Source organism: Methylorubrum populi (assembly GCA_036946625.1).
Classification (GTDB): domain Bacteria; phylum Pseudomonadota; class Alphaproteobacteria; order Rhizobiales; family Beijerinckiaceae; genus Methylobacterium; species Methylobacterium populi_C.
Genome location: JAQIIU010000003.1, coordinates 1395965 through 1416128, shown reverse-complemented (window position 1 = coordinate 1416128; position 20164 = coordinate 1395965). Strand labels below are relative to the sequence as shown.

21 protein-coding genes are annotated in these 20164 nt (G+C 70.0%); 12 read left to right on the top strand and 9 right to left on the bottom strand.

The annotated features are described in order from the left end of the window. The first annotated feature begins 10 nt into the window (after positions 1 to 10). The 4 genes from PGN25_18150 (at position 11) to PGN25_18135 (ending at position 3376) form a co-directional block, all read left to right on the top strand. On the top strand, positions 11 to 832 hold the full coding sequence (locus tag PGN25_18150; protein ID MEH3119444.1) for a TIGR00282 family metallophosphoesterase: 822 nt from the start codon (positions 11 to 13) through the stop codon (positions 830 to 832). A 212-nt stretch (positions 833 to 1044) separates the two neighbouring features. Then, a complete protein-coding gene (locus PGN25_18145; protein ID MEH3119443.1) occupies positions 1045 to 2031 on the top strand; it encodes a MotA/TolQ/ExbB proton channel family protein in 987 nt (328 codons plus the stop codon). Between the two features lie 4 nt (positions 2032 to 2035). Continuing rightward, complete coding sequence (locus PGN25_18140) at positions 2036 to 3049, top strand: peptidoglycan -binding protein (GenBank protein ID MEH3119442.1); 1014 nt, start codon at positions 2036 to 2038, stop codon at positions 3047 to 3049. 78 nt (positions 3050 to 3127) lie between these two features. Next, positions 3128 to 3376: a DUF4926 domain-containing protein gene (locus PGN25_18135; GenBank protein MEH3119441.1), complete on the top strand. Its 249-nt coding sequence runs from the start codon at positions 3128 to 3130 to the stop codon at positions 3374 to 3376. Between the two features lie 565 nt (positions 3377 to 3941). Here PGN25_18135 and PGN25_18130 read toward each other — a convergent pair. Beyond that, positions 3942 to 4949 (bottom strand): D-cysteine desulfhydrase family protein, encoded by a 1008-nt coding sequence (locus PGN25_18130; GenBank protein ID MEH3119440.1) that lies wholly within the window; start codon positions 4947 to 4949, stop codon positions 3942 to 3944. A gap of 7 nt (positions 4950 to 4956) precedes the next feature. Further along, a complete protein-coding gene (locus PGN25_18125) occupies positions 4957 to 6816 on the bottom strand; it encodes an ABC transporter transmembrane domain-containing protein (protein ID MEH3119439.1) in 1860 nt (619 codons plus the stop codon). Between the two features lie 313 nt (positions 6817 to 7129). Between PGN25_18125 and rpmE the strand changes: the two genes are divergently transcribed. Next, the gene (gene rpmE / locus PGN25_18120; protein ID MEH3119438.1) at positions 7130 to 7384 is read left to right on the top strand and encodes a 50S ribosomal protein L31; all 255 of its coding nucleotides are present in this window, start codon (positions 7130 to 7132) and stop codon (positions 7382 to 7384) included. Positions 7385 to 7675: 291 nt separating this feature from the next. Here the strand turns inward: rpmE and PGN25_18115 are convergent, their stop codons facing one another. Then, positions 7676 to 8209 (bottom strand): DUF1465 family protein, encoded by a 534-nt coding sequence (locus PGN25_18115; protein MEH3119437.1) that lies wholly within the window; start codon positions 8207 to 8209, stop codon positions 7676 to 7678. A 528-nt stretch (positions 8210 to 8737) separates the two neighbouring features. On the opposite strand from PGN25_18115, the gene rpmH reads away from it, so the two are divergent. From rpmH to PGN25_18085, 6 genes are all read left to right on the top strand, one after another. Continuing rightward, positions 8738 to 8872, top strand: coding sequence for a 50S ribosomal protein L34 (gene rpmH / locus PGN25_18110; GenBank protein MEH3119436.1), 135 nt, complete (start codon positions 8738 to 8740; stop codon positions 8870 to 8872). A gap of 76 nt (positions 8873 to 8948) precedes the next feature. Further along, the gene (gene rnpA / locus PGN25_18105) at positions 8949 to 9452 is read left to right on the top strand and encodes a ribonuclease P protein component (GenBank protein MEH3119435.1); all 504 of its coding nucleotides are present in this window, start codon (positions 8949 to 8951) and stop codon (positions 9450 to 9452) included. Continuing rightward, the gene (yidC, locus tag PGN25_18100) at positions 9445 to 11292 is read left to right on the top strand and encodes a membrane protein insertase YidC (protein ID MEH3119434.1); all 1848 of its coding nucleotides are present in this window, start codon (positions 9445 to 9447) and stop codon (positions 11290 to 11292) included. Before rnpA ends, yidC begins: the two co-directional genes overlap by 8 nt. Positions 11293 to 11405: 113 nt before the next feature. Next, entirely contained in the window at positions 11406 to 12065 is a 660-nt protein-coding gene (gene yihA, locus PGN25_18095; GenBank protein ID MEH3119433.1) for a ribosome biogenesis GTP-binding protein YihA/YsxC, read from the top strand. Beyond that, positions 12062 to 12433 (top strand): DUF423 domain-containing protein, encoded by a 372-nt coding sequence (locus tag PGN25_18090; protein ID MEH3119432.1) that lies wholly within the window; start codon positions 12062 to 12064, stop codon positions 12431 to 12433. Before yihA ends, PGN25_18090 begins: the two co-directional genes overlap by 4 nt. 28 nt (positions 12434 to 12461) lie before the next feature. Then, positions 12462 to 13052 carry a hypothetical protein gene (locus tag PGN25_18085; GenBank protein ID MEH3119431.1) on the top strand — a complete coding sequence of 197 codons (591 nt, stop codon included), beginning with the start codon at positions 12462 to 12464 and terminating at the stop codon, positions 13050 to 13052. 9 nt (positions 13053 to 13061) lie between these two features. On the opposite strand, the gene PGN25_18080 is transcribed toward PGN25_18085, so the two are convergent. The 5 genes from PGN25_18080 to clpB all read right to left on the bottom strand — a co-directional run bounded on the left by PGN25_18080 (position 13062) and on the right by clpB (position 18833). Then, a complete protein-coding gene (locus PGN25_18080) occupies positions 13062 to 14501 on the bottom strand; it encodes a TIGR00366 family protein (protein ID MEH3119430.1) in 1440 nt (479 codons plus the stop codon). Between the two features lie 144 nt (positions 14502 to 14645). Next, positions 14646 to 15320, bottom strand: a complete 675-nt coding sequence (locus PGN25_18075; GenBank protein ID MEH3119429.1) for a metallophosphoesterase family protein — start codon at positions 15318 to 15320, stop codon at positions 14646 to 14648. 95 nt (positions 15321 to 15415) lie between these two features. Next, positions 15416 to 15727: a type II toxin-antitoxin system RelE/ParE family toxin gene (locus PGN25_18070; protein ID MEH3119428.1), complete on the bottom strand. Its 312-nt coding sequence runs from the start codon at positions 15725 to 15727 to the stop codon at positions 15416 to 15418. Next, the gene (locus PGN25_18065; protein ID MEH3119427.1) at positions 15724 to 15990 is read right to left on the bottom strand and encodes a ribbon-helix-helix protein, CopG family; all 267 of its coding nucleotides are present in this window, start codon (positions 15988 to 15990) and stop codon (positions 15724 to 15726) included. The genes PGN25_18070 and PGN25_18065 overlap by 4 nt, the downstream gene beginning before the upstream one ends. 224 nt (positions 15991 to 16214) lie before the next feature. Next, positions 16215 to 18833, bottom strand: a complete 2619-nt coding sequence (gene clpB / locus PGN25_18060) for an ATP-dependent chaperone ClpB (protein ID MEH3119426.1) — start codon at positions 18831 to 18833, stop codon at positions 16215 to 16217. A gap of 222 nt (positions 18834 to 19055) precedes the next feature. Between clpB and PGN25_18055 the strand changes: the two genes are divergently transcribed. Continuing rightward, a complete protein-coding gene (locus PGN25_18055; GenBank protein ID MEH3119425.1) occupies positions 19056 to 19835 on the top strand; it encodes an MOSC domain-containing protein in 780 nt (259 codons plus the stop codon). A 6-nt stretch (positions 19836 to 19841) separates the two neighbouring features. Here the strand turns inward: PGN25_18055 and PGN25_18050 are convergent, their stop codons facing one another. Beyond that, on the bottom strand, positions 19842 to 20066 hold the full coding sequence (locus tag PGN25_18050) for a hypothetical protein (GenBank protein MEH3119424.1): 225 nt from the start codon (positions 20064 to 20066) through the stop codon (positions 19842 to 19844). Between the last annotated feature and the right edge of the window lie 98 nt (positions 20067 to 20164).

Genomic DNA, 20164 nt, shown 5'->3' with positions numbered 1-20164 from the left:
TCTGCGAGCGATGCGCATCCTCTTCCTCGGCGACATCGTCGGACGTCCCGGCCGCCATGCCGTCACCGACCGGCTTCCCGGCCTTCGCGAGCGCTGGCGCCTCGATTGCGTGGTGATCAACGGCGAGAACGCGGCCGGCGGCTTCGGCATCACCGAGTCGATCTGCGACGAGATCCTCCAGGCCGGCGCCGACGCGGTGACGCTCGGCAACCACGCCTTCGACCAGCGCGAGGCGCTCGTCTTCATCGCCCGCCAGCCGCGGCTGATCCGGCCGGCGAACTATCCGCCCGGCACGCCCGGCCGCGGCGCCACGGTGATCGAAACCGCCCGCGGCGCCCGCGTCCTCGTCGTCAACGTGATGGGCCGGATCTTCCTCGATCCCCTCGACGATCCCTTCACGGCGGCCGACCGGGAACTGGAGGCCTGCCCGCTCGGTGCCGCGGCGGATGCGGTGATCGTCGATGTCCACGCCGAGGCCACCAGCGAGAAGCAGGCGCTCGGCCACTTCCTCGACGGCCGGGCGAGCCTCGTCGTCGGCACGCACACCCACGCGCCCACCGCCGACCACCGCGTCCTGCCCGGCGGCACCGCCTACCTCTCGGATGCCGGGATGTGCGGCGACTACGATTCGGTGCTCGGCATGCAGAAGGACGAGCCGGTGCGCCGCTTCCTCCAGAAGACGCCGGGCTCGCGCCTGGAGGCCGCCACCGGCCCCGGCACCCTGTGCGGCGTCGCCGTCGAGACCGACGACGCGACGGGGCTGGCCCGGCGGGTCTGGGCGGTGCGGCTCGGGCCGCATCTGGAGGAGACCTGGCCGCGCGCGTGGGATTGAACGGTCCCGGATCGGGCCGTTCGAACAAGCCGGCATCGATGACCGGCCGACACGCATCGTTTACGGGAAGACGCGGCCGTCGCGGCGGATGTCCCTTGAACGACGCCGCACCGCGACTTGATCGCGGTAGACCGAGCGGCCACAGTGCCGCCGGTTTTCGTCACAGCGGTGCCGCCGGTCCCGGCGTCAGGCCCAACACGAGCATGGACCCGATGGCGGCCCGTTCCGCGTCCTCCGACACGCCTCCCCTCGCCCGGCCCGGCATGACGCTGGTGCGGATGCTGGTGTTCCTGGCGCTCGCGGGCTTCCTCGCCTTCGTCCTCTACAAGCAGATCACCCCGGCCTTCCTCGCCAATCCGGGCCTCAACGGGCTGATCCTCGGCGTGCTGCTGATCGCGGTGCTGCTCGCCTTCGGGCAGGTGACGCGGCTGTTCAGCGAGGTGCGCTACGTCAACGCGGTGGCCGCCGGGCGGAACCCGAAGGAGAGGCCGGCGCTGCTCGGTCCCCTGGTGCCGGCGATCGAGGCGCGGCCCGAGGGCGTGACCCTGTCGGGCACCCGGGCGCATCTCGACACCACCGCCGTACGGCTCGACGAGGGCCGCGAGATCCTGCGCTACATCGCCGGCATCCTGATCCTGCTCGGCCTGCTCGGCACGTTCTGGGGCCTGATCGAGACGCTCTCCGCGGTCGGCTCGGTGATCGGCGGCATGCGCGGCGGGGGCGATGCCGCGGTGATGTTCGACGAGTTGAAGAGCGGGCTCGCCGTGCCGCTCTCCGGGATCGGTCTGGCCTTCTCCGCGTCGCTGTTCGGCCTCGCCTCCTCGCTGATCGTTGGCTTCCTCGATCTCCAGGCGGGGCAGGCGCAGGCGCGCTTCCACAACGAGTTGGAGGATTGGCTGGTCTCGGGCGACGAACAGGGCGTCGCCGCGAGCACCGTACGGCCGGCGCCGGAGCACGATCCGGCCATCGCCCGCGAGCTTCAGGCGGCCGTCGACCGGCTGAGCGGCGTGATCGCCGAGGGGGCCGGGGGCCGGGGCGCGACCCAGGCGATGACGAACCTCGCCGAGGGCATCCAGGGGCTCGTGCAGCACATGCGCGCCGAGCAGCAGATGATCCGCGACTGGGTCGAGGCCCAGGCCGCCCGCGAGCGCGAGCTGAAGCAGGTGCTCGACCGGCTGGCGCGCGAGAAGGTCGACTGAGAGCATGGCCTCGGTCCGCGCGCGCGCGCAGCGCAGCCTCAACGTCTGGCCGGGCTACGTCGATGCGCTCGCGACGCTGCTGCTCTCGGTCGTGTTCCTGCTCACCGTCTTCATGGTGGGCCAGTTCTTCCTGTCGCAGGAGCTGACCGGGCGCGACGCGGTGCTCACCCGCCTCAACCGCCAGATCGCCGACCTCACCGACCTGCTGGCGCTGGAGCGCTCGAACCGCCGCGCCCAGGAGGAGGCGTCGGCATCCTTACGCAACACGCTCACCGCCGCGGAAGCCGAGCGCGACCGGCTTCAGACGCTGGCCGACGCCAACGCGGCGACGCAGGGCAAGAGCGCCGACGTCGACGCGCAGCTCGCCGCCGAGCGCGGGGCGACGCAGCGGGCGCAGAATCAGGTCGAGTTGCTCAACGAGCAGATCCGGGCCCTGCGCCGTCAGCTCGCGGCGCTCGAGGACGCGCTGGCGGCCTCCGAATCCCGCGATCGGGAGAGCCAGGCCCGCATCGCCGAACTGGGCAGCCGCCTCAACGTCGCGCTGGCCCAGCGGGTGCAGGAACTCGCCCGCTACCGCTCCGACTTCTTCGGGCGCCTGCGCCAGATCGTCGGCTCCCGCTCGGACGTCCGCGTCGTCGGCGACCGCTTCGTCCTGCAATCCGAGGTGCTGTTCGCGGCGGGCTCCGCGGCGCTGAAGCCCGAGGCCGGTCCCGAACTCGACCGGATCGCCGGCGCGATCCTCGACATCGCCAAGGAGATTCCCGCAGACATTCCCTGGGTGCTGCGCGTCGACGGCCACACCGATGCGCGGCCGATCCAGTCGTCGCAGTTCCCCTCGAACTGGGCGCTCTCGGCCTCCCGTGCCATCGCCGTGGTGCAGTACCTGCGCAGCAAGGGCCTGCCGCCGCAACGGCTCCTGGCCGGCGCCTTCGGCGAGTTCCAGCCGCTCGATTCGGGCACGACGGAAGAGGCCTACGCACGAAACCGCCGGATCGAGATGAAACTGACGGAGCGGTAAGCTGTAAAGCAGGACAATCGCTCGAAGCCGCAGAACGATGCGGCTTGCGGAAATCGTCGCACGGTCTACTCTTCGATCATGACCGTCGAAGCACTCTACATTCTGCGTCGGCAGGCACCGCGATCCGCTTTCAAGGATCTCGACCGCGTCATCCTGACGGCCGACATGGCGACCGATGACGGAGACACGGTCGTTGCCGGGTCGGAGGGGACGATTGTCGGCGTGTGGCGCGACGGCGCAGCCTACGAGGTGGAGTTCACGACACCCGTCGCGGGTCTGGCGACGGTTCTTCCGAGCGCCCTGCGCTCCCTGGACCCTCAGCCTTGAGCGGGCCGCCTCAGTCACCCACGACCTTCAGCATCAACTCGGAAAAGATCGCCGGCTATCTCTTGAACCCGGCCCATCCCGACGGTGGATCGAAGGCGCGCTTTCTCGAACTCTTCGGCTTCTCCGCCTCTGCTCCGGATGTTCTGGCACGAGCGCTGCTCGCTCACGCCAAACCGGAACACTTGGCGAAGGAGGGGCCAACACCTCTCGGCGACCTCAAGCTCATCCACGAAGAGCCTCTTCATGCCCCCGACGGCCGTTCACCCTTCATCAGGACGGTTTGGCGCGTCTTGCCCGATGACACGGCGCTGTTCGTAACGGCCGTTCCCCTGAGAGCCTGTTTGACCGGCCGCCGTGTCTTCGTCAGGCAACGGCAAGGCAAGAGGAAAGCCATAACTCCCATCCCCACCCTCATCCTGAGGCGCCGCGAAGCGGCCTCGAAGGGTGTTCCAGATCCCGCGCGCGATCCCTGGAGCCCCCTTCGAGGCCTCCGCTGCGCTCCGGCACCTCAGGATGAGGGGCGAGATGGGATCACCGCTGTCAAACAGGCTCTGAAGGATAACCGCTAAAACTCCCCCCGATACGCGAACAATCCCGGCACCCCGCCGGTCATCACGAACAGCACCGCCGCGCCGCGCTCGTAAGCCCCCGCGCGCACGTCGTGGAGCAAGCCGGCGAACGCCTTGCCGCTGTAGACGGGATCGAGCAGCAGCCCTTCCGTCCGCGCCATCAATCGCACGGCCTCGCGCATGCCCTCGGTCGGAATGCCGTAGCCCGGCCCGCGATGGGCGCCGTCCACGCGGATGGCGTCGTCGGAGAGCGCCGAGCCGCCGTCGATCAGCGCGAGGGTGTCGCGCGCCCTGGCGGCGGTCGCCGCCCGCGCCTCCGCCTCGGGGGCGAGCACCGTGTAGGACTGTGCCAGAAGCGGGTCGCGGCCGGCGGCGGCGAGGCCCGCGGCGAGGCCGGCATGGGTGCCGGAACTGCCGTTCGGCGCGACGATGCGCGCGAAGGCGAGGCCGAAATTATCCGCCTGCTCCAGGATCTCGGCGGCGCAGGCCGCATAGCCGAGGCAGCCGAGCGGACTCGATCCGCCGGAGGGAAAGACCGCGACGCGCCGCCCCTGCCCGCGAAGCTCGTCCGCCCGCGCCTCGGCCTCGCCGAGCGAATCGGCCTCGCCCGGCAGGAGGTGGACCCGGGCGCCGAACAGATCCTGCAGCAGCCGGTTGCCGTTGCCGGTATAGTCGGCGTCCTCGCGCGGGACGCTGCGGGTCAGGAACAGCTCGCAGGCGAGCCCCATCCGCGCGGCGGAGGCGGCGGTGAGCCGGGCGTGGTTCGATTGCAGCGCACCGACGGTGATCACCGTGTCCGCCCGCTCCGCCAGCGCCTGCCCGAGCAGGAATTCGAGCTTGCGCAGCTTGTTGCCGCCCAGGCCCACCGGCCCGACATCGTCGCGCTTCACGAACAGGCGCACGCCGTTCAGCTCGGCCCCGAGATGGGTCGAGAGCCGGTCGAGGGAGCGGATCGGCGTCGGCCCGTCGGTGAGCGCCGCGCGCGGGAAACGGGTCAGATCCATGCGGCGCCTACTCCGCCGCGTGCTTCGGCCGGGGGTCGCGGGCGCGGGCGCTCTCGTCGAAGCTGTCGGCGAACTGCAGGCTGGCGAGCTGCGCGTAGAGGGCGCCGCGGGCGAGCAGGCTCTCGTGCGTGCCCTCCTCCACGATCCGCCCGCCGTCGAGGACGAGGATGCGGTCGGCCGCGCGGATCGTCGCGAGGCGGTGGGCGATCACCAGCGTGGTACGCCCCTGCATCAGCCGGTCGAGGGCGTTCTGCACCGCGCGCTCGCTCTCGGCGTCGAGGGCCGAGGTCGCCTCGTCGAGGAGCAGGATCGGCGCGTCCTTGAGGATGGCGCGGGCGATCGCGATGCGCTGGCGCTGCCCGCCCGAGAGCGTGGTGCCGCGCTCGCCGAGCAGCGTCGCGTAGCCCTGCGGCAGGGCGCGGATGAAGCCGTCGGCGTTGGCGAGCCGGGCCGCTTCCTCGACCTCCGCCTCGCTCGCGCCGGGGCGGCCGTAGCGGATGTTTTCGAGGACGGTGCCGGAGAACACCACCGGATCCTGCGGCACCAGGGAGAGGCGGGCGCGCACCGCGTCGAGGTCGGCCTGCGGCAGGGACACGCCGTCGATCTCCACGCGGCCCTCGTCCGGGTCGTAGAAGCGCAGCAGCAGTTGCAGCACCGTGGTCTTGCCGGCGCCCGAGGGGCCGACCAGGGCGATGCGCTCGCCGGGCGCCGCCGTGAGGGAGACGCCGTCCAGCGCCGGATGCTCCGGCCGGGTCGGGTAGCGGAAGCGCACCGAGCGGAACGCGACCTCGCCGCGGGCCGGGCTCGGCAGCGGCGTCGGACGCTCGGGCGACCGGATCGCCGGCTCGGCCGCCAGGATCTCGCCGAGGCGCTCGGCGGCGCCCGCGGCCTGGGCGAGTTCGCCGTAGACCTCCGAGAGCTGGCCGAGCGCGCTCGCGCCGAACACGGCGTAGAGCACGAACTGCGAGAGCTGGCCGGCGCTGGTGGTGCCCGCGAGCACGCCCTTGGCGCCGTACCACATCACGCCGACCACCGAGGCCGAGATCAGGAAGATCGCCACGCCGGTGAGCAGGGCCCGCGCCGTGATCGAGGCGCGCGCCGCGCGGTAGGCGTTCTCGGACGCGTCGGCGAACCGGGCGGCGGCGGTGCGGCCCATGCCGAAGGCCTGCATGGTGCGCACGGCTCCGACCGCTTCCGCCGCGTAGGCCGAGGCGTCGGCGAGCCGGTCCTGCGCCGCCCGCGAGCGGCGGCGCACGCCGCGCCCCGACAGGATCAGCGGAAACACGATGAGCGGGATCGCGGCCAGGACGAGGATCGACAGGCCGGGACTCGTCCAGACCATCATCGCGACGGCGCCGACGAACAGGAACAGGTTGCGCAGCAGGATCGAGATCGAGACGCCGAACACCGCCTTGACCTGCGTCGCGTCCGCCGTCAGCCGCGAGACGATCTCGCCCGATTGCGACGTGTCGAAGAAGGTCGGATCGAGGCTCGTCAGCCGTGAAAACACCGCCGCGCGCAGGTCCGCCACGACGCGCTCGCCGAGCGTCACCACCGAGTAGTAGCGGCCCGCGCTCGACACCGCGAGCACCGCCACCACCCCGAGTAGCGCCAGGAAGTAGGAGTTGATGAGCGCCTGCCCCTCCGGCGAGAAGCCGTGGTCGATCACTCGGCGAATCGCGACCGGCACCACCAGCGTGGCGCCGGACGCCGCGAGCAGCGAGATCAGCGCCGCGAGGATCCGGCCCCGGTAGCGGCTGGCGAAGGGGATCAGGGGCCTCAGCGCCCCGAGCGGCGCCCGCCCCCGGGCCGCCTCCATGGCGACCGCCTCCCTGGCGTCGGACGACGCGTCACGCCTGCGGGCCATCGTTCCTCGACATCGTTTCGTCCCGTTCCTGTCCGGCCGTCGTCATCGACGTGTTGCCCTTGGGCTGTTGCCCTTGGGCTATCGCATAAGCAGCGCGCGCCCCGATTTCCAGTTCGCGCGCCCCGCCCCTTCACGTCGCAGCGGGTATTTCGGCGGGCATGGCCCTCGAAGATCCTCGATCGGCCCGCCCTCTCTTGTCCGCGGTCCGGGGCTGGGGTATAGGCGCGCCTTCATCGGAATGCGCGCGATGTCTTGCCCCCGGTCCCTGCCCCGGGCGGCGAAGCCGGTCGGCGTGCGACCTCAGGAATTCGTCATGGCAAAGAACGAGGCCGCCAAGGCCAAGGGGACCGAGCACCCCGACTACCACTTCATCAAGGTCGTGATGACCGACGGCACCGAGTACAAGACCCGGTCGACCTACGGCAAGGAGGGCGACGTCCTCAACCTGGACATCGACCCGACCACGCATCCGGCCTGGACCGGCGGCGAGCAGAAGATGCTGGATCGCGGCGGGCGCGTCTCGCGCTTCAACTCCCGCTTCGGCGGCCTCGGCTTCGGCAAGAAGTGATTCCTTGCGGTTTGGGCGCGCCCGAATCGACCGGACGGCGCCGCTCGCGGCGCCGTTTTCGTTTGTGCGGAGCTGTCGTTCCGATAAAGGCCCCGGGGACCGGCGCGACTTGTCCGGCCCGCGCCGCGCTCCTGGATTGCTTCGGCTGAAGCCTCGCGATGACGGGGAGGATTTCCAGAAACGTCATTGCGAGCCGAAGGGCGAAGCAATCCAGGAGCACGACGGTGCCGACCGGAGAGCCGGTCCGGCAGGCTCTCCCCGAACATCTCGGATCGAGCCCCCGAAATCGAATCACTCGCCGCCGAAGGCGGCCCGCAGGCGGCCGAACTGGGCCGTGACCGGGCTCTCCCGCGGCACCGGCACCGGGCGGTCCTCGCTGATCAGGGTGTCGAGGTGGAGGATGCGCGCGTGCAGCCGCCGCGAGCGGCACACGAGATCCTGGAGCCGCAGCGGCAGCGCGGCGAAGGCGTCGCCGGCCTCAGGGAGAGCACGCTCCGATTCGTTGAGCTTGACGCGGGTCTTCTCCTCCTGCGCCTGACTCAGGGTGAGTTCGCCCTCGGAGACCGCCCGCTGCACCAGCAGCCAGGAGGCGATCTGCATGAGCCGCGTGGTGAGGCGCATGCTCTCGCTGGCATAGGCCAGCGTGGCGTCGCGGGAAATCAGCCGCGATTCGGCCCGCCCCTCCCCGTCGAGATAGGCCGCGGTCTCCTCGACCAGCAGCATGCCCTCGCGGAACAGGGTCTTGAAACCTTCCGACGACACGTAGGACGCGCCGAAGCTCACCCATTCGCGCTCGTCCCGGAACGTGACGTCGAATTCGGTCATCCTGCCTCCTGTACCGCCGGCGACACCATCCGTCCCGGATCGGGACGATTTCGGTGCGAATGCGGCCAGTGGCGCAAGTGTAGCGCCGAACGCGGCCCGGAAGAGGGTTCACGTCCTTTTAACCTTAATGGCGTCGAAGGGGCGAAAGTCGGGTGGCCCGGCCCAGACCCGAGGCGATGCGGGCCAAAAAAGAAGCCGCCCCGGGGAGGAGCGGCTGTCGGAAGTTTACAGGGAGGCATCAAACAGACTGGGCGGAGATCCCAATCAGGATCCAGACAATCTGGATGTGCCTCCTTCGTAGACCGGAAAGGTTAACGAAGCGTTACGCGTGGGACCGGCGGCGCGCCCGCGGCAGGCTGCCGTCATTGACTTGCGGCGCCCCCTCCTCCATAAGCCGCGCCATTGCGAAGCGGCGGCCCGTTCCGGGCGCCCTTCGCGTTTGCAGATCCCATTTCGAGGCCCACGCCACGGTCCGCGCGCTGTTCGCGAGCGCCGCCGGGTCGACACCTCGACCGCCGGAGACCGACCATGAAGAGAACCTACCAGCCCAGCAAGCTCGTCCGGAAGCGCCGTCACGGCTTCCGCGCCCGCATGGCCACCGCCGGCGGCCGCAAGGTCATCGCCGCCCGCCGCGCGCATGGCCGCAAGCGCCTCTCGGCCTGATCGAGCCCGTCCGGCGCCGTGCCTCCGCGGCGCCGCACCCGCACACACGAGCCCACGGATCGGGATCGGAGCGCCCGTGTCGACGATCCGACGTCTCCGGCGGCGCCCGGACTTCCTGGCCGCCGCCCAGGGCCGGCGCTTCCACACGGAGCGCATGAGCGCCCAGGGGCGCCTGCGCCGGCCGGACGAGATCCGCGACGGCGCGACCGCCGAGGGCCTCTTCCTCGGCTTCACCATCACCAAGCGCGTAGGGCATGCGACCGAACGCAACCGGATCCGGCGACGCCTGCGCAGCGCGGTCGCGGCCGTGGCGGCGGATGCGCCCGCGGTCGGAGCGGATGTCGTGGTGATCGCCCGGCGCCCCGCCCTCGACGCCCCCTTCGACAGCCTCGTCGAGGACCTGCGCCGCGCCCTCCACGCGGTGACGCGCCCGGCCGCCCCGCGCTCCGGCGATGCCGCGGCTCGCAACGCCTCGAAGCCGCGACGCGGCGGCTCTCGCTCCGGACGGGGCGCGGCCCCCGACGGCTCGCCCACCTCCTCCCCCACATCGAAAGCGCCTGACGGATCGACCGATGGGTAACGACAAGACGAACATGTTCGTCGCCATCGCCTTGTCGCTGGTGGTCCTGCTCGGCTGGCATTACTTCGTCACCGGGCCGGCCAGCGAGCGCCAGCGGCAGGCGGCGGCGCAGAGCCAGCCCACGCAGCCCGGCACGCCGCAGACGGCGGACGGCATCCCGGCCCCGAGCCCGCGCGAGGGCGGCCCGAGCGCACCCGTCCCCGGCACCGTGCCGGGCGCCGCCGCGCAGGGCCCCGTCTCCCGCGAGGACGCACTGGCCCGCTCGGCCCGGGTGCGGATCGACACGCCCGCGCTCTACGGCTCGATCGCGCTGAAAGGCGCGCGCATCGACGACGTGAGCCTGAAGAACTACCATGAGACCGTCAGCGACGAGAGCCCGCGCATCGTGCTGCTCTCGCCGACCGGCAGCGCCAACCCGTACTACGCCGAATTCGGCTGGGTCGGCGCCAATGCCGGCCCGCTGCCCAACGGCGACACCGTGTGGAAGGCCGACGGCGACCTGCTCGCCCCCGGCAAGCCGCTGACACTGTCTTGGGACAACGGCCAGGGCCTCGTCTTCAAGCGCATCGTCGCGGTGGACGACAAGTTCATGTTCACGGTGCGCGACGAGGTCGAGAACGGCTCGGCCAACGCCGTCACGCTCTATCCCTACGGCCTCGTCTCGCGCTGGGGCAAGCCGCACACCCAGGGCTACTACGTGCTGCACGAGGGCCTGATCGGCGTTCTCGGCGGCGACGGCCTGCAGGAATACACCTACGACAAGGTCGGCAAGGAGCCGGCCTACAGCGGGGCCGCCACGCAGGGCAAGGCGTGGACGGGCGTGACCGGCGGCTGGGTCGGCATCACCGACAAGTACTGGGCCGCCGCGACGATCCCCGAGCAGGACAAGCCCTACACCGGCGCCTTCACCGAGCGCACCGACGGCGCGACCAAGGTCTACCAGACCAGCGTCCGGGGCGATGCCGTCACGGTGGCGCCGAACGCGTCGTCGGCCACGACCCAGCGCCTGTTCGCGGGCGCCAAGGAGGTCAACCAGATCAACGCCTACGAGCGCGAGCTCGGCATCAAGCAGTTCGACCTGATGATCGACTGGGGCTGGTTCTGGTTCCTGACCAAGCCGATGTTCCGGGCGCTGGACTTCTTCTTCCACCTGCTGGGCAATTTCGGCGTCTCGATCCTGCTCGTGACGCTGATCCTGAAGATCTTCTTCCTGCCGATCGCCAACCGGTCCTACGTCTCCATGGCCAAGATGAAGGCCGTGCAGCCGGAGATGACCTCCATCCGGGAGCGGTACAAAGACGACAAGATGAAGCAGCAGCAGGCGATGATGGAGCTGTACAAGAAGGAGAAGATCAATCCGGTGGCCGGCTGCTGGCCGGTGCTGATCCAGATCCCGGTCTTCTTCGCGCTCTACAAGGTCCTGTTCATCACCATCGAGATGCGGCACGCGCCCTTCTTCGGCTGGATCCAGGATCTCGCCGCGCCCGATCCGACCAGCATCGTGAACCTGTTCGGCCTGCTGCCGTTCGCCGCGCCCGACTTCATCCATCTGGGCGTGTGGCCGATCATCATGGGGCTGACGATGTTCGTCCAGATGAAGATGAACCCCGCGCCGCCGGATCCGGTCCAGGCGCAGGTGTTCACCTTGATGCCGATCGTGTTCACCTTCATGCTCGGCTCGTTCCCGGCCGGCCTCGTGATCTACTGGGCCTGGAACAACACCCTCTCGGTGATCCAGCAATACATCATCATGCGCCGCAACGGCGTGAAGGTGGAGCTGTGGGACAACCTCAGGGGCATGTTCAAACGCGGCGACAAGAGCGCCGCCGCCAAGGGCTGAGCACGACGACCGTCCTCCCGCGGATCTCGGGCCGCCCCCGAGATACCGCATCCTGCCGTCATGATCGGCCCGATGCGCGTGTGTCCGGTGAGGGGAAGAGGCAACGAACCTTCATGACCGACGCCGAGACCGAAGCCCCCTCCCCCGAGCTTCTCGAAGCCGGTCGTCTCCTGTTCGCGGGCGCGGCCGATTTCACCGCCGCCGCCCCGGCCCTCGGCGCGCTGCCGCCGATGGAAGGCGTCGAGATCGCCTTTGCCGGGCGATCGAACGTCGGCAAGTCGAGCCTCGTCAACGCCCTGACCGGGCGCAACACCCTGGCGCGGACCTCGCACACGCCGGGGCGCACCCAGCAGCTCAACTTCTTCCGCATCGGCGGGCGCCTGACGCTGGTCGACATGCCGGGCTACGGCTACGCCGCCGTCGAGAAGGCCAAGGTCGAGGCCTGGACCAAGCTGATCCATGCCTACCTGAAGGGCCGCTCGAACCTCGCCCGCGTCTACGTGCTGATCGATTCCCGCCACGGGCTCAAGCAGATCGACACCGACCTGCTCGACGGGCTCGACAAGGCGGCGGTGTCCTATCAGGTCGTGCTGACCAAGGGCGACGCGCTGAAGAAAGCCGAGATCGACCGGCGCGTCGCCGGCATCCAGGACGCTCTGGCCAAGCGCCCGGCGGCCTATCCCGAGGTGCTGCTGACGTCGAGCCGCGACGACCGCGGCGTGGCGGAGTTGCGCGCCAGCATCGTCCGGCTGCTGCAGGAGCGCGGTGCATGACCGGCCTCGACCGCATCCTCGCCGCGCTGGCGGCCCTGGCCGGCGGCCTCGGCGTCGCGGCCAGCGCGGCGGCCGCGCATACCAGCGGCGGCGAGACCCTGAAGACGGCGGCGCAGTTCCTGCTGTTCCATGCCCCGACGGTGATCGCCCTGACGGGCCTTGCCCCCGCCGGCCTCGTCCGCGGCGGTCTCGCCCGCCTCGCCGCCGCCGCCCTGCTCGTGGGCCTCGCCCTGTTCTCCGGCGACCTCGCCCTGCGGGCGCTCACCGGTATGCCGCTGTTCCCCATGGCGGCGCCGAGCGGCGGCGTGGTGTTGATGGCGGGATGGCTCCTGGCTGCCTTCGCCATGCTGGTGCCGGCCCGGCGCTGATTTCTCGGTCGAAACCGAAGGAGGACACTTGCTCCGCCTCCCGCTTCTGCTCGCCACGGCCTGCCTCGCGGCGTCTCCCCTCAGCGCCGCCGAGATCGAGGAGAACGAGCCGCTGGTGATGCGGCTGATCTTCGAGGATTGCCTCGGCTACATCCGCCACGGCCGGACCCCGTTCGAGGGTCTCGCGACACGGCCCGCCTCCCGCGCGGCGATCGCTCAGATCCCGAGCCGTGCGCCGGATCGGGAGAAGGCCGTCGAATTGCTGTCGCCGCGCTACGTCGCGTCCTGGGGGCGGGATGCGGACGGCCGGCATTGCCTCGTCCTGACGGTCTGGTCAGCCGAGCAGGACGGCCTGTCCATGCGGCTCGGCGTGCGGGCGAAGGGCTTCCTCCAGCGTGTCGATGCGCGCGCCCGCGCCGAGCGTCTGACGGAAGCCGGGATCGCGGACGAATTCTCGCCGTTCTCCACGAGCTACTGGTCGGAGGGCAGCACCGGTCACGACAGGGGCCCCCGGCGCCCCGCCAGCTTCTCGCTCCTCGCCTCGGGCGGCGACGAGGCCCGCGGCCTCGCGGATGCCGGCCTCATCGTGATGGGCGGCCCGCCGCAGGGCCGCCCGTAGCGGGCTCGCCTATCCCGGCAGCACCGGCGGGTGATAGTCCAGCGTGAAGGCCAGCGCCCAGAGCAGGAACAGCACCACCGGCAGGTGGACGATGAGTTGGAGGAAGCTGAAGCCGACGATGTCGCGCGCCTTCAGCCCGAGGATGCCGAGCAGCGGCAGCATGAAGAACGGGTTGATGAGGTTCGGCAGAGCTTCCGCCGCGTTGTAGACCTGCACCGCCCAGCCGAGATGCACCTTCAATTCGTTGGCCGCCTGCATCACGTAGGGCGCCTCCAACAGCCACTTGCCGCCGCCCGACGGGATGAAGAAGCCGAGCAGCGCCGAGTAGACGCCCATGGCGAGCGGGAAGCTCCCTTGCGTGTTCATCGCCACGAAGGCGTGGGCGATCACGTCCGACAGGCTGTGCCCGGCGGCATTCTTGGCGCCCGTCAGGATCGCGGCGATGGCGGCGTAGAACGGGAACTGGATCAGGATGCCGGCGGTGGCCGGCACCGCCTTGGCGAGCGAGGCGAGGAAGCGCTTCGGCCGCCAGTGCAGCACGAAGCCGGCCATCAGGAACAGGAAGTTGTAGGTGTTGAGGTTGGAGATCGCGATCATCCAGTCCTGACGCGCGAATTCCTGGATCAGCCAGCCGGCGGCGAGCAGGCCGATGAGGATGGTGAGCACGGGCGCGTGCTCCAGCCACTCGCCGGGCTGCTTGGGCGGGGCGATGCGGTCGTCGGCCTTCGACACGTCGACGCCGAGATCCTGGGCCGTCACCGCGGTCTCGCGGCCCGGCGCGGAGGCCAGCGCGATCAGCGCCGACATCACCACGAGGATCGCGGCGATCAGGATCGACTGCCACAGGAAGATCGTCTCGCTGAACGGGATCACGCCGGTGATCGGCAGCAGGCCCGGCGGCAGGCTTTTGGGGTTCGCCTGGAGCTGCGCGGCGGACGAGGACAGGCCCATCGCCCAGGTGGCCCCGAGCCCGAGATAGGCGGCCGCACCGGCCGCGCGGTAATCCATCCGCAACTCGGTGCGGCGGGCGAGCGCGCGGGCGAGAAGGCCGCCGAAGATCAGGCTCAGGCCCCAGCTCAGGAGCGAGGAGAGCATGGTGGCGAGCGCCACGAAGCCGATGGCGCCGCGCCCGGTCCTCGGCACCAGGGCCATCCGGTCGATCAGCGCCTGGACCGGTCCGGAGGTCGCCACCACGTAGCCGCCGATGGTGACGAAGACCATCTGCATGGTGAAGGGGATCAGGCTCCAGAAGCCGTCGCCGAAACTCTTCGTCACCGCGGGGACCGGCGCCCCGTTGACGAGCGCGGCCGCCGCCACGATGACGACGGCGATGGCCACGAACACGAAGGCGTCGGGAAACCACTTCTCGGCCCAGTCGGTGAAACGCAGGGCGAGGCGGGCCATCGCCCTCTCCTCCGTGCGGGCGCGGGGTTCTGCGGGCGCATCCATCGGCGTCGGCTCCTCCTCCGCGGCACGAACGGCCGCATTTGAGCTCCGTTAGAGAGGGAGCCGACGCACAGTTCAAGAACGTCCGGTTACGAAACCTCGGCGCTCACGGAAATCGAGGCTCGCCAGCCGCGCGGCATCGGCCGCTCAACCGGCCGGCACCCTCAGGAATTCCAAGGCCGGTCCCTGCGCATCCGAAAAGACGCCCGCGGTCAGGGCGTTGCCGTAGACCGCCCCCGTATCGAGATTGGTGCGGAAGCGCCGGCAGTCCGGCCCGCCGCGGATCTGCGGCGTGTGGCCGTGAACGACGTGGCGGCCGAAATCGTGGTCCTCGGACAGGAACGGCTCGCGGATCCAGAGCCGGTTGTGCGGGTCGGGGTCCGGCACCTCGGCCTCGGGACGGAAGCCGGCATGGACGTACCAGCGCTGCGCATCCTCGTGCAGGGTCGGCAGGGCCTCGATCCAGTCCAGCACCTCGCCGGGCAACTCTTCCGGCCCCGACGCGCCGAACGCGGCCAGCGTCTCCGTTCCACCGTTATAGACCCAGTGGTCGAGGGCTCCGGGCTCGCGCAGGCTCTTCAGCAGCATCTCCTCGTGGTTGCCCATCAGGCAGACCACGTCCTCCGGCTCGCGCCATTGCAGGCGGCGCAGGGTCTCGATCACCCGAGCGCTGTCGGGTCCGCGGTCGATGTAGTCGCCGAGGAAGACGAGTTTTTTCGCGCGGCCGGCGGCGTGGGCGCCGATGCGCTCCAGGAGGCGGTCGAGCAGGTCGGCGCAGCCGTGGATGTCGCCGACGGCGTAGGTGAGCGTCTCGGCGGTCATCCACCTCTTGTCGGCGGGATCTTGCTGCGACGCAAGAAGGCGGTGTGCGGCAGTGCCTCAGACTGGGGACCTTGCGGATACGTCACGACACGATGTCATGTGGGCCATCCTCCCGGCGGCCAGTGTCTTGCCGTATGGATGACGTGCAGGATGGCGACGACCTCGCTTCCGCTTTCGTCGTCGAAAAGCTCGTAGGCGATCACATAGGGCAATCCCGGCACCGACTTCTCGTAGGTTCCGCTCACGCGTCCGGGCCGCCCCGTATTCGTCTGACCCAGAGCATCGCCTACAGCGCGCAGTTTGGCGGCTGCAGTTCGGGCGGCCCTCGGGTTGTCGGCCGCGATATGGCGAACCATCGCGAGGAGATCACTCCTCGCGATGGGCGACCAGAGAACGCGACGCCTCACCGCCCCGCCCGTTCGGCCTCCACTTGGGCAATCACGCCCTCAACATCACGAAAGACCTCATCTGGATCGAAACCTTGTCCGGCGCGGATCTCGGCTCGACCCCGTTCGATCGCCTCGATGATCGCCACCTCCCGCTCGACAAAAGCCGTCAGGACTTCACCCGCGAGTTCACTTCGCGTCCGGCGGGCTTGGCCGGCCAGCTTGTCGAGCTTCGCCTTCGCCTCGCGCGGCAGGCGGACCGTCAGTGTCGAGAAGTCGGACATCGTTCCTCGCATACGCCCACAATACGCTAGAGCATCGTCCCGAAAGGTGGCTGCCGGCTTGTCTGAAAAGACGATGCACAATCGAAAACCGCGAGCATCGTCCTGGATCCGATATCCAGGACGATGCTCTAGCACGAGCGGGGTGCGGCGGCACTCCGCGGACGATCCTGCACGCAAAAAACCCCGGCGCGGTCTCCCGCGCCGGAGCGTGCTCTTCCAACCGATCAGTTCAGCAGCACCCCCGCCGGCCGGCGCTCGGCGGCGATGTCGCCGATCATCAGGCCGGCCGGGCCGACCCGGACCGGCACCGCCTCGCCGTCGTGGATCGTCCCTGAGAGGATCGCCTCGGCGAGCGGGTCCTGCACGTTCTTCTGGATCACCCGCTTGAGCGGCCGCGCCCCGTAGGCCGGGTCGTAGCCCTTGTCGGCGAGCCAGGTGCGGGCCTCGTCGTCCACGTCGAGACTGATCTTGCGATCCTCCAGAAGCTTGGCGAGACGCCCGAGCTGGATGTCGACGATCGCCCCCATCTCCGAGCGCGCGAGGCGGTGGAACAGGATGATCTCGTCGACCCGGTTCAGGAATTCGGGCCGGAAGTGGCTGCGGACGACACCCATCACGTCGTCGCGCACCGCGTCGGTGTCCTGGCCGGGCGGCTGGTTCACCAGATACTCCGCGCCCAGGTTCGAGGTCATGACGAGCAGCGTGTTGCGGAAGTCGACCGTGCGGCCCTGCCCGTCCGTCAGGCGCCCGTCGTCGAGCACCTGCAGCAGGACGTTGAACACGTCCGGATGCGCCTTCTCCACCTCGTCGAACAGCACGACCTGATAGGGCCGGCGCCGCACGGCCTCGGTCAGCGCGCCGCCCTCCTCGTAGCCGACATAGCCCGGAGGGGCGCCGATCAGGCGGGCCACCGCATGCTTCTCCATGTACTCGGACATGTCGATGCGGACCAGCGCCGTGTCGTCGTCGAACAGGAAGCCGGCGAGCGCCTTGGTCAGCTCGGTCTTGCCGACGCCGGTCGGGCCCAGGAACATGAACGAGCCGATCGGCCGGTTCGGGTCCTGCAGGCCGGCGCGTGCCCGGCGGACCGCGGTCGAGACCGCCTCCACCGCCTCGCGCTGGCCGACGACCCGCTTGCCCAGCGCCTCCTCCATCGCCAGCAGTTTTTCGCGTTCACCCTCCAGCATCTTGTCGACCGGCACGCCGGTCCAGCGGGAGACCACGCCCGCGATGTGCTGCGGGGTCACCGCCTCCTCGACCATGCCGTCGCTCCCGCTCTCGGCCGCGGCCTCGATCTCGGCGAGCTGCTTTTCCAGGCCCGGGATCATGCCGTAGGCGAGTTCGCCCGCGCGCTGGTACTGGCCCTGGCGCTGCGCCGCGGCCAGTTCGTTCCTCGCCTCGTCGAGCCGCCTCTTCAGCTCGGCCGCGGCGCCGAGCTTGTCCTTCTCGGCCTTCCAGCGCGCGGTAATGGTCGCGGACTGTTCCTCGAGGTCGGCGAGTTCCTTCTCCAGGCGCTGGAGCCGGTCGCGGGAGGCGGAATCCGTCTCCTTCTTCAGCGCCTCGCCCTCGATCTTCAGCCGCACGATCTCGCGGTCGACGTTGTCGAGTTCCTCCGGCTTCGAATCGACCTGCATGCGCAGGCGCGAGCCGGCCTCGTCGACGAGGTCGATCGCCTTGTCGGGCAGGAAGCGGTCGGTGATGTAGCGGTTCGACAGGGTCGCCGCCGCGACGAGCGCCGAGTCCTGGATGCGCACGCCGTGGTGCTGCTCGTACTTCTCCTTGATCCCGCGCAGGATCGACACCGTGTCCTCGACGGTGGGCTCGGAGACGAAGACCGGCTGGAAGCGCCGGGCGAGCGCGGCGTCCTTCTCGACATGCTTGCGGTACTCGTCGAGCGTGGTCGCGCCGACGCAGTGCAGTTCGCCGCGGGCGAGCGCGGGCTTCAGGAGGTTCGAGGCGTCCATGGCGCCGTCCGCCTTGCCGGCGCCGACCAGCGTGTGCATCTCGTCGATGAACAGGATGATCCGGCCCTCGGCCGCGGTGACCTCGGAGAGCACGCCTTTGAGCCGCTCCTCGAATTCTCCGCGGTACTTTGCCCCCGCTATGAGGGCGCCCATGTCGAGGGCGAGCAGGCTCTTCTCCTTCAAGGATTCCGGCACGTCACCGTTGACGATGCGCAGGGCCAGTCCCTCGACGATGGCGGTCTTGCCGACGCCGGGTTCGCCGATCAGCACGGGATTGTTCTTGGTGCGCCGGGACAGAACCTGAATCGTGCGGCGGATCTCCTCGTCGCGGCCGATCACCGGGTCGAGCCTGCCCTCCCGGGCGGCCTCGGTGAGGTCGCGGGCATATTTCTTCAGCGCGTCGTAGGCGTTCTCGGCGCTGGCGTTGTCGGCGGTGCGGCCCTTGCGCAGGGCGTTGATCGCGCCGTTGAGCGAGGCCGCGGTGACGCCCGCCGCGGTCAGGATGCGGCCGGCCTCGGAATCCTTCTCGACGGCGAAGGCGAGCAGCAGGCGCTCGACGGTGACGTAGGAATCGCCCGCCTTCTCGGCGGCCTGCTCGGCGGTGTCGAACAGGCGCACGAGCTCGCGCGTCGCCTGCGGCTGCGCGGAATTGCCGGACACCCTCGGCTGCTTGGCCAGCCACTGCTCGACCTGCGCCTGCGCGACCCGCGACTGGCCGCCGGCACGATCGATCAGACCGGCGCAGAGACCTTCCGCGTCGTCGAGCAGGACCTTGAGGAGATGGCCGGGCGCGAGTTGCGGATTGCCCTCGCGGACGGCGAGATTCTGCGCCGCCTGGACGAAGCCGCGAGCGCGCTCGGTGTACTTTTCGAAGTTCATTCGCGTGTTGCCCTTCCCCGGATCGAACCGTCCTCCGCCCACTCGCGCGGCACGGAGCCTTCGATGCGTCGTCCCGCGGGGTCGGCCCCGCCGGGACACCGGCGCTGTCTTGTGAGCCGCCGGCAGGGCTGAATTGGGTGTTGCCTTTTCGTAACACAAGGGGTCCCAGCCGCCGGCCGCGCATGCTTGCCCGGCGGTTGGGGTCGGGCTAGCGAGGGAAGCATGAGCGCCTCCGCCGCCCTTCACATCGCCGCCCTCTACCGCTACCCCGTGAAGGGTCTCTCGCCCGAGGCGGTCGAGGCGGCGGAACTGGAGACGAGCGGCTACTTTCCGGGCGACCGGCTCTACGCCATCGAGAACGGCCCCTCCGGCTTCGACGAAGCCGTGCCGCGCCACCTGCCCAAGGTGGCCTACCTGATGCTGATGCGCAACGAGGCGCTGGCGCGGCTGCGCACGCGCTTCGACGCCGCCGCGCGGCGCCTGACCGTGGAGGAGAACGGCGCGCAGGTTCTGGACGCCGATCTGAGCACCGCGGAGGGACGCGCGGCGCTGGCGGACTTCATGCGAGGGTTCCTGCCGCAGGAACTGCGCGGCGCGCCGCGGGTGCTCACGGCGGCGCCCGGCTACCGTTTCACCGATTCGCGCACCGGCTACGTCTCGCTGATCAACCGGGCGAGCGTCGCGGCGATCGAGGATCTCGTCGGGGCGCCCGTCGATCCCCTGCGCTTCCGCGGCAATCTCTACGTCGAGGGGCTGGCGCCGTGGGCCGAACTCGACATGGTCGGCCGGGTGCTGGAGGCGGACGCGGGCGTGCGGCTGAAGATCACCGGCCGGACGGTTCGGTGCGCCGCCACGAACGTCGATCCGCAGACCGGCATCCGCGATCTCGCCATCCCGAGAACGCTCACCGAGCGTCTCGGCCACGCCGATTGCGGCGTCTACGCCGAGGTTCTGGCGGGCGGCCCGCTGCGGGCGGGCGAGACGCTGCGGGTGATCGGCTGAACCGGCTCAGCGCGGGCGGCGCTCGGCGCGGGCGGTGAGCCAGAGCGGCTCCGGCTCGGCACAGGGCAGGAGCGCGGCGACCGCGTCGAGATCGACCGCATAGTTTTCGGTGAGCCGCCGCCACACCTCCGCCGACGAGCCCGCCCCCTGGCCGAAGCGCTCGACCACGCGGGCGAGCAGGCCGGGATGGGTGAGGCTCGGACGCGGCGTCAGCGGATCGGCGTTCAGCATGGTCGGCCCCTTCGTTCGATGAGGGGATGATTGATAAAGATGGTTAATGACTGATTAATTTTTCACGAAACCTCAATCAATCAGTGTTCGACGGGCAA